The 12,852-nt window shown below is 40.6% G+C and carries 18 protein-coding genes; 3 read left to right on the top strand and 15 right to left on the bottom strand.

Annotated features, from left to right (window positions below):
• Positions 1 to 7: 7 nt before the first annotated feature.
• The 6 genes from MHH79_RS16270 to degQ all read right to left on the bottom strand — a co-directional run bounded on the left by MHH79_RS16270 (position 8) and on the right by degQ (position 4,833).
• Entirely contained in the window at positions 8 to 388 is a 381-nt protein-coding gene (locus MHH79_RS16270) for a hotdog fold thioesterase (protein WP_015483631.1), read from the bottom strand.
• Between the two features lie 17 nt (positions 389 to 405).
• On the bottom strand, positions 406 to 1,050 hold the full coding sequence (comA, locus tag MHH79_RS16275) for a two-component system response regulator ComA (RefSeq protein ID WP_003220716.1): 645 nt from the start codon (positions 1,048 to 1,050) through the stop codon (positions 406 to 408).
• 80 nt (positions 1,051 to 1,130) lie between these two features.
• Positions 1,131 to 3,440: a two-component system sensor histidine kinase ComP gene (gene comP / locus MHH79_RS16280; protein WP_340034721.1), complete on the bottom strand. Its 2,310-nt coding sequence runs from the start codon at positions 3,438 to 3,440 to the stop codon at positions 1,131 to 1,133.
• A gap of 14 nt (positions 3,441 to 3,454) precedes the next feature.
• Positions 3,455 to 3,622 carry a competence pheromone ComX gene (gene comX, locus MHH79_RS16285; RefSeq protein ID WP_100505762.1) on the bottom strand — a complete coding sequence of 56 codons (168 nt, stop codon included), beginning with the start codon at positions 3,620 to 3,622 and terminating at the stop codon, positions 3,455 to 3,457.
• Positions 3,606 to 4,508 carry a polyprenyl synthetase family protein gene (locus MHH79_RS16290; RefSeq protein WP_100505763.1) on the bottom strand — a complete coding sequence of 301 codons (903 nt, stop codon included), beginning with the start codon at positions 4,506 to 4,508 and terminating at the stop codon, positions 3,606 to 3,608. Before MHH79_RS16290 ends, comX begins: the two co-directional genes overlap by 17 nt.
• Before the next feature lie 184 nt (positions 4,509 to 4,692).
• Positions 4,693 to 4,833 (bottom strand): degradation enzyme regulation protein DegQ, encoded by a 141-nt coding sequence (gene degQ, locus MHH79_RS16295; protein ID WP_003220708.1) that lies wholly within the window; start codon positions 4,831 to 4,833, stop codon positions 4,693 to 4,695.
• 221 nt (positions 4,834 to 5,054) lie between these two features.
• Here degQ and MHH79_RS16300 point away from each other — a divergent pair, with 221 nt between their 5' ends.
• Positions 5,055 to 5,180: a hypothetical protein gene (locus MHH79_RS16300; RefSeq protein ID WP_154796978.1), complete on the top strand. Its 126-nt coding sequence runs from the start codon at positions 5,055 to 5,057 to the stop codon at positions 5,178 to 5,180.
• Positions 5,181 to 5,294: 114 nt separating this feature from the next.
• Positions 5,295 to 5,663 (top strand): hypothetical protein, encoded by a 369-nt coding sequence (locus MHH79_RS16305; protein WP_015483634.1) that lies wholly within the window; start codon positions 5,295 to 5,297, stop codon positions 5,661 to 5,663.
• Here the strand turns inward: MHH79_RS16305 and pdeH are convergent.
• From pdeH to MHH79_RS16340, 7 genes are all read right to left on the bottom strand, one after another.
• Positions 5,639 to 6,868, bottom strand: coding sequence for a cyclic di-GMP phosphodiesterase (pdeH, locus tag MHH79_RS16310; RefSeq protein ID WP_003243525.1), 1,230 nt, complete (start codon positions 6,866 to 6,868; stop codon positions 5,639 to 5,641). The genes MHH79_RS16305 and pdeH overlap by 25 nt on opposite strands.
• Positions 6,869 to 7,004: 136 nt before the next feature.
• Positions 7,005 to 8,477 carry a nicotinate phosphoribosyltransferase gene (locus tag MHH79_RS16315; protein WP_003228788.1) on the bottom strand — a complete coding sequence of 491 codons (1,473 nt, stop codon included), beginning with the start codon at positions 8,475 to 8,477 and terminating at the stop codon, positions 7,005 to 7,007.
• Positions 8,478 to 8,492: 15 nt separating this feature from the next.
• Positions 8,493 to 9,044 carry an isochorismatase family cysteine hydrolase gene (locus MHH79_RS16320; RefSeq protein WP_251217615.1) on the bottom strand — a complete coding sequence of 184 codons (552 nt, stop codon included), beginning with the start codon at positions 9,042 to 9,044 and terminating at the stop codon, positions 8,493 to 8,495.
• A gap of 96 nt (positions 9,045 to 9,140) precedes the next feature.
• A complete protein-coding gene (locus MHH79_RS16325; protein WP_015251331.1) occupies positions 9,141 to 9,539 on the bottom strand; it encodes a YueI family protein in 399 nt (132 codons plus the stop codon).
• A 71-nt stretch (positions 9,540 to 9,610) separates the two neighbouring features.
• A complete protein-coding gene (locus MHH79_RS16330) occupies positions 9,611 to 9,859 on the bottom strand; it encodes a YueH family protein (protein ID WP_003228783.1) in 249 nt (82 codons plus the stop codon).
• Between the two features lie 72 nt (positions 9,860 to 9,931).
• A complete protein-coding gene (locus tag MHH79_RS16335) occupies positions 9,932 to 10,153 on the bottom strand; it encodes a spore germination protein (RefSeq protein ID WP_015384524.1) in 222 nt (73 codons plus the stop codon).
• A 59-nt stretch (positions 10,154 to 10,212) separates the two neighbouring features.
• Positions 10,213 to 11,322, bottom strand: coding sequence for an AI-2E family transporter (locus MHH79_RS16340; RefSeq protein WP_174616588.1), 1,110 nt, complete (start codon positions 11,320 to 11,322; stop codon positions 10,213 to 10,215).
• A 114-nt stretch (positions 11,323 to 11,436) separates the two neighbouring features.
• Here MHH79_RS16340 and MHH79_RS16345 point away from each other — a divergent pair, with 114 nt between their 5' ends.
• A complete protein-coding gene (locus tag MHH79_RS16345; RefSeq protein WP_015483637.1) occupies positions 11,437 to 11,826 on the top strand; it encodes a DUF2283 domain-containing protein in 390 nt (129 codons plus the stop codon).
• Positions 11,827 to 11,866: 40 nt separating this feature from the next.
• Here MHH79_RS16345 and MHH79_RS16350 read toward each other — a convergent pair whose 3' ends face one another.
• The gene (locus MHH79_RS16350; protein WP_003220677.1) at positions 11,867 to 12,103 is read right to left on the bottom strand and encodes a YuzF family protein; all 237 of its coding nucleotides are present in this window, start codon (positions 12,101 to 12,103) and stop codon (positions 11,867 to 11,869) included.
• Positions 12,104 to 12,279: 176 nt separating this feature from the next.
• Positions 12,280 to 12,810: an HD domain-containing protein gene (locus MHH79_RS16355; protein ID WP_003244444.1), complete on the bottom strand. Its 531-nt coding sequence runs from the start codon at positions 12,808 to 12,810 to the stop codon at positions 12,280 to 12,282.
• Between the last annotated feature and the right edge of the window lie 42 nt (positions 12,811 to 12,852).

Consider the following 12,852-nt stretch of genomic DNA (forward strand, 5'->3'; position numbering starts at 1 on the left):
TGTTTTTTTATTTCTTGATGACAGCCAGTGTGCATCTGGATATACAGATCAGCCTCTCTTGCTCGTCATATATGTGAATGTGATAGACAATCGTCGTTCTGCCGATATGAACGGGCTCGGCTACCGCCTTTACCGTTCCTTCCTTTACAGATTTTAAATGGTTGGCGTTAATCTCCAAACCGACACAAGCTTGTGTTGAATGATCAATCAGGTTCTGTGCACCTGCGCTCGCCGCGGTTTCTGCTAGGGCCACTGAAGCGCCCCCATGCAAATATCCGAACGGCTGCACCGTCCGATGATCCACCGGCATAACCGCAATGCATCGTTCCGCTGTGTTTTCAACAATCTCAATACCAAGCGCTTCAAGCAATGTGTGTTTCGTATCCATCATTACACCCCCCTAATTTAAAGTACACCGTCTGATTTCGCAATCAAAACCGCTTCCGTCCGGGAACCGACATTCAGCTTATTGAAAATCGATGTCAAGCTGTATTCAATGGACCGCTTGCTTAAATGAAGGGCATCTGCGATTTCTTGGTTTGTAAATCCCTTTTCAACTTCTTGAAGAATCAGGCATTCTCTAGGTGTGAGCACATCTTGTTCTTTTTGAGAGGAAGGAGCCGGCTTTGTTTTTTGCTGAGTCATCAGCTGTTTAAAGTAAGCAAAATCGACTAAAATTTCTCCGTTGAGTACGTGGTATATGTATTGGGTGATCTTTTCTTTAGATTCCGTTTTGCTGATGGCACCGTGCAGACCCGCACGAATCGCTTCCTCGAAATAATCCTCGACTTCATAACCGGTATACACGATAATTTTACAATGAGGATTCTCTTGTAAAATCTGTTTAGAAAGCTCCATCCCATTGACCTCGCCGCCTAAATTCAGATCCATTAAAATGAGATCATATGACGAGAAATCATGCTGCTTGATAAACTGTTCGCTCGGTTCAGGACTGAGACAATCAACAGACAGATTCGAATCCGTTTCCAAAATTGTCTTGGTGCCTTCCATGACAGCCGGATGGTCATCAATCACTAGTATCTTTTTCATGTTTTCCTCCCTTTTACTCACTCTTTTCCATTTTATAAAAAAGACTTGGCCTGTGCCAAGTCGTTTCCGTTATAAATCCATTACAATTCGATTTCAATATCAGCCTTAAAGCCCTTTCCTTCACTTGTTTCAATCCGAAGGCGCCCATCTAAAGCCCTGACTCTCTCCTTAATGCCAGAAAGCCCCATGCTCATAGAATGCTCAGTATTTTTATCTTGATCAAACCCTACGCCATCGTCCTCATAATGAAGAACGATTTTGTTTTGAATACTGATGAGCATAATCAGCACATCCGTCGCCTGAGAGTGCTTAACCGCATTAGACAGAAACTCTTGAATGATCCGGTACAAATTCAGCTGCGAATCCAGATCAAGGGAAGCCGTAAATCTCCCAGTATTTAAACGGATATGAAACGGAACCCGCTCCTGCTGCTGCGCCACCAGCTTCGACAGCGCCTTCACCAATCCAAGATCATACAGAAGCTGCGGCCGCAGCTCATGACACGTCTCCCTCGTCATCGAAATCACATCAGACATCTGCTCATTCATCTGTACAAGCTTGTCCTGCACCTCTTCACGGCACGGATTATCACCCTTCTTAAAATCACCCAAAAACAGCTCACACTGGCGTTTTAAGGAGATCAAATCCTGAAGAACCGAATCGTGGAGATCGCGGGCGAGTCCTGAACGCTGTTTTTCTTCGATTGCAAACATTAGCTTTTTCAGCCAGATGGGGTTGGTTCCCTCTTGTTTTAAGTCCTTCAAATGTTCCATGAGCTCCTCAATATGCATGACATTTTCCATGGACACACTTGTATAGAAAGACAGTGTTTTCAACCATGATATCTCATCCCGTGTTAGCCGAGGAGTGTTAATATTAGATAAACAAAGCAGAACATAAGAACTTCCGCCTCGTTCACCAACTTTCATAAGAAAACCCTGATTGACTTCAATAATTTTCCCGATTTCTGAAGTTACGTTTCCAAATTCCTCTTGATAAAAATTCCAGTCCGGTCCAATTTCATGTTTATCTAAAAATATCACTTTGTGATCAGGAGTAACCTCAAAGGTATAAGCTTTGCTTACAAGCAAAACATCCAGTATAGTATTTTTCAGTTCTTTAAAAACTTGTTGAAGAGAAGTTACCCCCCTCATTAGCTGAGTATATTTAAAAATACTGTCCTGATAGTTGAATTTTTCGGAGAAACGTTTTAAACGAAATTTAAAATCCATGACCTCTTTAAAATAAAAGACAGCGAACATGACAACGAAAAAAAATACAGTTTGACGCACAGGGTTCATCTGAATTTTCATTACATCTAACCAAACTAATGCTCCAACTATAAATAGAGTTGGTATCATAGCAAGGAGAGCGTAATATCTCATTCTTCCTAAAATAAACTCTATATCAAACATTTTATTCGCTACAAATTGATACACTAAACCAAACGGAATAAGTACCAGTAATGATGCAGAGACTAATGCAGGGAAAACATAATTACCAGTAAATATTATTGGAAGAACATAAAATATCAAAAATGGAGCAAATGATAGAGTGTTTGTTAAAATTAATAATTTAAGAATAAACGAATGCTCAGCATATTTATATTTATTAAGATGAAAGTATATCGACGAAAAAGCAAATAGAGTCAATATTGCAAAAGAAACCAAGTTAACAGTCGCTAAAAAATCAATATCAACTTGTAAATAGGCTCGGAAAAACTCAATTCCAACATTAAATATTGGTATGATATAAAGAAAATAGATTCTATTCAAAAAAGCTTTTCCTATTTCTTTAAGATATCCTTGGATAAATTGAAGATAAAGAATAGGAGAAGATATAAAAGTAAACAAGTTAATATACCGATTGATTCTATGTCCTCTAAATGGTCCGCCTGCACTTATATAAGCAATAGAAATGTCTAATAACAATAGAATAAGAATATAACCAGCAAATGATCTTCTTATTTTATTTACCTTAAGTATATAAAAAATACATATTATGCTTAAAAAATAAAAAACCAAAGGAAGTACGAACAGAAAAAAACTATAAGGTCTATTTAGAGTAACTAAATCAAAATCTTTGAGATGAATCTTTTTTCCACTTCTCAAAATATCCAGACTGTTAATATGACTCAAATATCCCCATTTCAAATGTTTGTCTGAAGGTTTTTCTTCATTAATTTTTAATATGATATCTCCCTGTCTCAAACCAACAAATTGTCCATATGAAGACTCTGATATTTCTTCTATCACAAATTGACTTTTATCATTTTTAAGAACCTTAGTCCCAATAATAATTCCATTCATAGTTATATAAGTTATATAGAATATATAGAGGATGCTCAACACAATTACAGCTAATGTGAATTTTTTTATTAAGTTCTTCAATGTAAATCCACCTATTAACCATCCCATTCACGGGTTATTGGGCCAGACAAATAATAATCATTATAAGCTTTAATTATTGTTTCAGTTTCTTGCACATCAAAACCTATAAGGCAGGCTTCTTTATTTTTCAATTTTTTTAAAACCTCAGGATAATTTAAAAAGTAGTTAATTAGGTCTTGCATCTTTATCCCCCTTTTTATAACTCAATAAGCCTTCCTTTATTAACTCTTTTTTTTCTTTTTCTAAATTTAATTGTTCTATAGCAGAAAAACATTTCTGTATGTATATCTGCAATAATACCGAAATGTATTGAGTAACTCCTGCCTTAATTAATTTTTCTTCGAATTTATCTTTTTCTAATAATGCTTTATAATATAAATCTTTATGTGAAAATAAGTATAATAATTCTTCCGAAGCATTATTAAATAATCGCTTAAGATATAAGTAAATCAGTGTTTGTTTCTTTTTTTCAATATCACTGCGTTTTCCGGATAAAAGAACATGATAATCTCCAGAAATTTGAGCTATAATCCCTTTATAGTAGGAATATCTTTCAACTGTTTCATTATATTCTCCTGTAGCCAATAAAACACCTGCTACATTTGCTAGTGCAATCAGACTTCCACATTTTAATCTAATTACTTCTAAACTTTCATCTTCAGTTTTAGATTTATTAGTGATATCGTCATGTTGACCTTGCATGGCCTCGTTTACGTATTTTAAAACATATTTAAAAATTAGAGGATTGTTATTTAATGAATAAATACTTCTTAATCCTACTGTATACAAGGAAAGTGCTGCATTTAACGACTCTGAACGATTAATTTTCATCCATAATGCATGGTGATTATCTTCATCTTCAAGATCATCCATAATATCTGATGAAAGAATGAGAATTTCTATTCCCGCGCCAAGCCTTGTTGCAACATCTAAATTCTCCCCTCCAAAAACAACATAATGTAAGATTGCGGATTCAGCAAAGGAGAATGTTTCTTTAGCATCAATAAATGAGTAAAGAAGTTGTGACAAATCTTCGTTAAATATGTTTTGCTTAACAATCTCCTTCATTTTCTCCTTGATCCGGACAGAATCTAAACATATCTGCTCAATAACGACTTCCCCCCTCCCATTCCATTTTACTAAATGGGACATTTAAAGGACAGCAGGTTTTTCGTTTTTTAACAATCATATAATACTTTATCCATTTATTGTATCGGTAGAACGAAAAAAAAGACTTGTTTCCAAGTCTTTTTCACGAAATTTTCATTGCATAATTGTATTTATCGAGTTGATCAATGCTTTTGTTAATGTTTCGTAATGAATCTGTCGTTTCTTTAATATCAAGTTCGAGTCGGAATAACAATTGTTTTACTTCTTCAAGTTTCTTTTCCATCGTTTCCACACTCCTTTTTTTGAAAGATCAATGAATTGTGTATGGTGAACGAGTCCTAGGTATTTGATCTGTTACTAATAGTGTATCTGCTTTCGGCTCATTTTTCACCGAAAAGTATACAAAAAAGTCCTGCGTGACACCGCAAATCTCAATAGGTCCTTATACTCAAAGGAATCACAACAAGAACGGGACTATCTCTCTATGCGAAAGAGCGTTTATTTCTGCTCAAATTGAGAAAGATTCTTAATTCCCTTGATTTTAACGTGTTTCGCATTTTCACTAAGCAAGACTATAGTCCTTCATACCGTATTTTCAAAATTGAATATGCGATTCTTGGCGTTTCCTGACCGACAAACACCGAAAAAGACCGCAACGCTAAAGTTGTGGCCTTTTCGCTTTGTCATATTCGGCAATTAGGGATCTATACATATAGAAACATCCCTTTTGTGTGAGGTGCTCCCATGAGATATCGTTATCCCTGGTTTTACGTGTATCCGTATGAGGTACGCCGTCCGCCCGCTCCTGCCAACAATATTGATACCTTTATCCGTTCAGCGAAGCAGGCCGCGGGGATATTTGCGGATGCCCAGCTCGTTCTCGGCCGCATTGCGGGCTCGCGGGAGCTCTCGCGCCGCATTCTGACCGCAGCCGAGCAGTCCGATAAACAAACCATAAGGCGCCTGATCAAACAAATGGGCGTCCGGCATGAAGTGGATACGGTCTTTAATCCCGACGGCATCTACATCAGCCTTATCGGAACGCAAAGCCGAATGATTCTTGCTTTGCGGTGGTCAGAGGACCGCAATCATTTTGCGTCCATAAGATTATGACACCATTCCAGAGCCTCAAGATAACATTCATACGCTTCTTCTTTGTCGAGTTGATTGCCTAATTCCGAGCAAGTGTCCCAGTTGTTGCTTTCAATTAATTTCACAAGCTCAAGCATTTGGTAGTAGTCGTTTTGATGGCCTAATAATGCTTGCCCGACTTCATCTTTTAAAGGCAACTCTTGAACAATTTCCTCTATTTCTCTATGCAGGAGGGTGTCTATGAGAGAAAACATTCCGATCAGCATATAAGAAGCAGGCTGCGGCCGGGATGTCTTTCTCGCCAGCAGTTCGCAAAGCTTTGCTCTTATCAAAGAAATCTTAATGATTTCGTGCTTGCTGGAATGCCCTTTCCTGCTTAAATCCTTAAAGGAAAGAATATATATCCACCGTTTGATTTCATTAAATCCCAGCAGCATAATGGCCTGTTGAATGCTTTCAATTTTCTGGCTCAAACGGCTGTGGGATGAGTTTAAAAATTTTAAAATTTGATAGGACAGTGATAAATCCCGCTCTATGTACTCTGTCACACGCTTTATGTTAGGCTGCTCTTTGCTCAGTTCGTTAAGCAGTTCATAGTAAGAATAGAAATGAGTCGATAGGTCATGCCCGCTGATGATGCGCGGCTCGCTGAAAAAGTAGCCTTGGAATAATTGAAAGCCGTCTTGGACCGCCTGTTTATATTCTTTTCGGGTCTCTACTTTTTCCGCTAAAAAAATCAGGCCGCGGCAGCCGTAGGTTTGCAAAATTGTTCTGCGTTCCATTCGTGTTGTTTTGAGAAAATCAATTTTCAATATATCAATATAGCTCATGAGTTTTTCCAGTAAGTCCTCATCTTGCGGGTTTATTGCATAAAAATCATCAAGCGCCAGCATATACCCCATTTTTTTCAATTCTTTGCATCTAGAAATGAGGGCCGGCGTGATCGGTATATCTTCAAGGATTTCAATGACAAGCTGTTTCGGATTGAAGGAGGTGGGAAGATTCGAAAACATCAGGCTTTCCGTAAAATTAACAAAACAGCGTTTCCCTTCCGTCAGCTTCTCAATTCCGATGTTTAAAAAGCTGTTGATCACCAAATCTGTTGTTGCCTGATCGCCGTCTTTAGCGCTATACACGTTCTCTTCGCTTTCTCTATACAGCAGTTCATAAGCAACAACCTGTTCTTTTCTATTAAAAATAGGCTGTCTTGCAACAAACACCCTCATTGATTTATCCCCCTTACAATACGCGCGGCTTTCACCCCTAAGTATATCAAATAATTTGACGAAAATTGTCTAAACATGAAAAATAATATATACATAAAGAAAACTGGCCCTTCGCGAACGAAAGGCCAGTTTTTCTTTATTCTTCCTCAAGCTCTTCTTCAATTCTGCTTTTCACTTCGTGGATCCGCTGCATTTTATTGCTCCAGCAGTCCTCGCTTAAATCAACCGGGTATTCCTCCGGCTTGCTGATTCTCTTATATTCCTCCCAAAGCAGGCTGAGGTTATCCTGCACATACTGCTGTATGTCTGAAATCTCAGGGTTTTGGTAGCAAAGAATACCCTTCTCAAAAATCAGCTCATGAAGATCCTTCGCATAAAAATTCGTGACAAATTTGCTGATGAATGTATGAACCGGGTGAAACATTCTGAGCCGCTTCTGATCATTCACCTGCTCATCATAAAGCGCAATATAGTCGCCTTCAGAATGATGGTTGGACTGATTAATAATGCGGTAGACTTTCTTTCTGCCCGGCGTCGTCACTTTTTCAGGATTGGACGAAATTTTGATCGTGTCGACCATTTTCCCGTCTTCTTCAATGGCAACGAGTTTATAAACTGCGCCGAGAGCCGGCTGGTCATAGGCTGTGATCAGCTTCGTACCGACACCCCAGACATCAATGCGCGCTCCCTGAGCCTTTAAATTCATAATAGTGTGCTCATCCAAATCGCTTGAAGCAATCACCTTCGCATCTGTAAATCCGGCTTCATCAAGCATTTTCCGGGCTTTTTTTGACAGGTACGCCAAATCGCCGCTGTCCAGACGGATGCCAATGAAATTAATGCGGTCGCCGAATTCCTTGGCAACCCTAATCGCGTTAGGCATGCCTGAACGAAGCGTGTCATACGTGTCAACTAAGAAAACGCAATCCTTATGTGTTTCCGCGTATTTTTTGAAAGCTGTATATTCATCGCGGTAAGCCTGCACAAGCGCATGCGCATGTGTGCCGGAAACCGGGATATTAAAGCGCTTTCCGGCTCTTACATTGCTTGTCGCGCTAAAGCCGCCGATTAAGGCTGCTCTCGCTCCCCACATGGCCGCATCCATTTCGTGCGCCCGTCTTGTTCCGAATTCAAGCGCAACTTCATCACCGATGACGCCTTTAATCCGGGCAGCCTTTGTTGCGATTAATGTTTGATAGTTCACAATGTTGAGCAAAGCCGTTTCAATCAGCTGAGCTTCTACCAGGGGTGCCTCCACCCTCATAATCGGCTCATTGTTAAAAACGAGTTCTCCTTCTTTCATGGAGTAAAGTGAACCTGTAAAAGATAAGCCGCGCAAATATTCAATAAAATCTTCATGATACCCGAGTTCATCCTGTAAATAACTCAAATCGCTATCCGTAAACTTGAAATTTTCCAAGTATTCAATGGCTTTTTCCAAGCCCGCAAATACGGCATAGCCATTTTCAAACGGAAGCCTTCTGAAAAACAGCTCAAAAATCGCTTTCTTTTCATGAATGCCGTCTCTCCAGTACGTTTCCGCCATATTGATCTGATAAAGGTCTGTATGTAATGACAGGCTGTCATCTTTAAATCCGTACTCTAACACTGTTTTTCCCCTTCCTTACTCTGCCACTTGCGCTCCGATGCTGTTTGCAAAATGGGAAAGAGCCCATGCGTGCCCCTCCTGATTAAAGCTGGCAACAGCTTGTTTATGCACAACAATCCGAAAACCTTTGTTGTATGCGTCAACAGCTGTATGCAACACACAAATATCTGTGCAGACACCGGCAAGGTGCAGTTCGCCAATCTGCCGCTCTCTGAGTTTGAGCTCTAAATCAGTTCCCGCAAAAGCAGAATATCTCGTTTTTTCCATGTAGTAAACATTAGGTTCATGTTCATGTTTCTGATATAGAGGCAAAAGCTTTCCGTACAGATCTTTTCCTTCCGTGCCTTTTATATTATGCGGAGGAAAAAGACGCTTTTCAGGGTGATATTGATCCCCTTCATCATGAGAATCTACTGCTAATACGACGTAATCACCGTTTGTGATGAATTCTTCAGTTAAATTGACGATCGCCTCTTCAATCATTCTGCCGGGCTCCCCGCAGGTCAATTTTCCGTCACTCGCCACAAAATCATTCGTATAATCAATACAAATAAGTGCTTTTTTCATAGCCGGCCTCCCCGCCATCAGTATGAGAACATTATATCTTATCTCCAGTTGTAAGTGAATTGCCATGAACAAAAAGACAAACGGTCCGTTTGTCTCTTAAGATTTCAGCACTGACCGATTATAAATGTCGTCCTGAATATATATCAATTCACGATTCACAGCGATGTCAGCCGCAATGACGATGCCTAAAGGCGTATGAAACTGAAGATCAGATACAATCTTGAAGGGCACTCCGTACCTGTTCGCCATTTGGATATAAGGAGAGTAAGACTGATACTGAAGCTCTCCATTAATCAAAAGGGTGACGTTATGGCTGTTTTTCAGCTCGTGCTCTGCCTCTTTATACGGTTTGCTTCTAAGCACCTGTCCTTTCGTCAGTGCCAAAACGACTCTTTCTCTTAAAGAGCCTAAAAACAAATGGCGCTCGTCAGGCTTTGTCTCCAAAGGCCCATACATTCCTTGCTGCAAATAGAGATCCATTTTATCTTCACTCAAAAGCCTGTCCTCCCGTCTTGTTTGTCTTCATTATCACCTGATCAGGCAGGAGCTAAACTTTCAAGCGCCGTTTACATTTCTGTTACCCAATGAATGATTTTTTTGGCCAGCTCACCAGCAGGGGTTTCCTCTGTATGCCGGCGCAACGACGCTTCCAGCCGTTCAGGCAGAGTTGCTTTATCTTCTTCATAGGAAATGATCGTGCTCCACTCCAGCTGCGGTACCGCTACAAGCGTGCGCAGTTCTTTTCTGTTTTCATGCAGATACACGTCCGTGATCATTCCGGTTTGCGTATTGATATTTGCTTTTCTGATTTTCATAACATGACCTCTCTATTCAAAGACTACCCATATTATACAATAAAAAAGCAACAGCCTCTTGTGAAAAGGCTGTTACCCGTTAAACGAAACTGTTTCATCAGTGATATCGGCATCTTTGAAGAGAGTTTTACTCGTTTGGTTGTTAATCTTCACAAAATCACCAAGCTGAAATGCGCCTGACCCCGCCCCTGAATGAGCGACGCTTTTGGGCGAAATCGCAAATACGTCTCCAAAGCTTGCCGCGGCATTACCCGTAACTGACATGATATAAATCGGCCCCACAATTGCAGGCATTTCCCCACCTCCGCATTGATTTACAGCATCATATGCAAAGAGCCGATAATGGTGCCCGCCTATTCAGCTGGCTTTGCGTTTTCCTCGAGTCGAGACCGCTGGCGCAGCTTGATCAAGCGGACAATATTCAGGAAGAATGCCTTCACTACCGCATAAACCGGCACCGCTAAAATCATGCCGAGAATTCCGCCGAAGCTTCCCGCACCGATTAACAGCAAAATAATCGTAAGCGGATGGGTATTCAGCCGCTTTCCGATCACAAGAGGAGACAGCAAGTTTCCGTCCAGCTGCTGAACGATGACGACCACAATAATCGCAAACAGCGCTTTGGCCGGCGAGTCCATAAAACCGACAATGACAGCCGGCGCAGCACCGAGAAAAGGCCCGACATAGGGAATGATATTGGTAATCGCCATGACAATCCCGAGAATCAGGGCATACGGCAGTCCGGCAATTAAATAGCCGATAAAACACGCTGTCCCGACAAAAAGACAGATTAACAGCTGACCCTGGAAGTATGCCGCAAGCGTATCGGATAAATCCTTAAAAATCTTTAAGCCTTCTGTCCGATAAGAAGCCGGAAGAATTTTTACTGCCAAATGCGGAAAGCGGTGTCCGTCTTTCAGCATGTAAAAAAGGATAAATGGAACAGTAATAATAACAAGCGTGATGTTTGTCACGACGCCAAACACCGCAGATAAACTGGACGTGATATTTTGCGGCAGGTTTTGGAGAAAACTTGTCAATGACTGTTCAATTTTTGATATCGATACATAATCCTGGTTCATCATCCAGGTAAACCATTGAGAATGGGACAAATCCTTTGTCAGCGCCTGAATCTGTTTTACATAATCAGGAAGGTTGTTAAACAGCCCTGTCACCTGTGAGGTGATGATAGGTCCGACTGACGCTGAAATAAAGGCAAGCAAACCGATAAACAGTAAATAGATCAATAGAATGGATAATGTCCGCGGAATTTTTTTCTCAAGCAGGCGGACAACCGGATTAAATATGAAATACAAAATTCCCGCAATCAGCATCGGGAAAAACAATGTCGAGATAAAAACAATAAACGGCTGAAATACAAATGAAACTTTTGTTGCTACATAAATAATCAGCAAAACAAATAAAATCTGCAATGTCCAAAAATGGACTTTTGATTTCAACAAGCTTTGTTCCTCCTAGTTTTTCTTTGTCTGTCAGATAAAAGAACTTATACCCCATCATTGTAACAAAAATGAACTCATATCAGAACTCTTAATATAATGAAAGGAGTGTTGGTGATGAAGGCCGTGACATACGATACAGATTCAGAACTGGCTTATATCTATGTTCATCCTCCGGAAAAGAACAGGAATATGCGGTCTGAGGAGCTTAAGGTCAATGATTGTATCCTGCTGGATATCGACCAAGACGGCAAAATTGCCGGATTCGAATGTTTTGGTAAGGCAGCACACCTCTGTGCCCCATTTACCGGGAAATCCCGGCTTTATGTAAAAGATTCAGACGGTTATCATTTTCGTGTCCGACAGCATGCTTCAATCCGTTCCTGCTATACAGTGTACGGCGTCACTTTCTGTTTTTCAGATGGTAACTATCAGGAATTTGCCGGTTTTGACCTTGACGGAACAATGTATCATAGTACATTTTTACAGCGCTTAACTGAAAAATAGGACGTCCTGTTGTACGCCTATTTTTCATGCGCAAGCACTGTTAGACCCGCTCACTGTAATCTGGGGTGACGGAAATCATGTGCTGGATTCTGATCAAACAAACAGAATTTCGGGCTCCTTCAATTGTGATATGGTCAGGTTTTACATCGATCAGTCTGCCTCTGACCGTATCTCGTACTGTCTGTATAACGAACCTTGAGCCGATGAGCTTTTTAATGGTCTGATAGACATAAGGATCGACTAAAGAGACCAGTTGCGGACTACCTTGGTTGACCATACTTTTATCCCCTTTGTGTGTTTTATCTCAGCTTATGCCGCGCTTATGGATAATGACACAGGCTTACCTGATAAAACAAAGGGGTGCGGAGATTTTAGGAGAATACGTTTGGAAGCGGGTGTAAAGGAAGTATCGATGAAGCGGAGACAGCGAAGAAAGCTGGCGCTGTTCCGTACTTATACAGGCTTTATCACGGATGCCTGGGCTTGGTCGATTAATTGGTCCAGCTTTTCTATTTTTTTTCGTGCGGTTGAAGGATCAATTTGGCGGTAATGATGGTGGCCGCCCGGCTCTTCATCCAGTTCGTCCGCTTTTTTGACAATCTGCTGCAGCGTGTTTTTATCTAATTCGCCTTCAGGCAAATAGGAATCTGTATGAAGCAAAATAGCTAGTGCAATCTCTTTTGCCGCTTTCGGTTCCTCGCCAAGCCGAATCAGAAGCTTATGCGCCCGTTCCGCCCCTTTAATGGCATGAATGTCATTTCTTTTATATTTCTCATAATCCCACTTTCCGTCTGTATACCATTCATAATGGCCGATGTCATGAAGCAGTGCCGCTTTTGCTGCTAAATCAGGATTAATGTCAGCCTTCACAGACAGCCTGTATGCATGATAAGCGCAGGCAATCGCATGTGCCACGCCGGAACGCTGAAGATATTTTTGTGCAATTGGATGGGTGAAAACATCCATTAATGTAACCTTTCTCATGGAAACCCCTCCTTTAGATATTTTTAGAATCCTAACATAATT

The organism is Bacillus sp. FSL K6-0993 (genome assembly GCF_037977205.1).
GTDB classification, from domain to species: Bacteria; Bacillota; Bacilli; order Bacillales; family Bacillaceae; genus Bacillus; species Bacillus subtilis.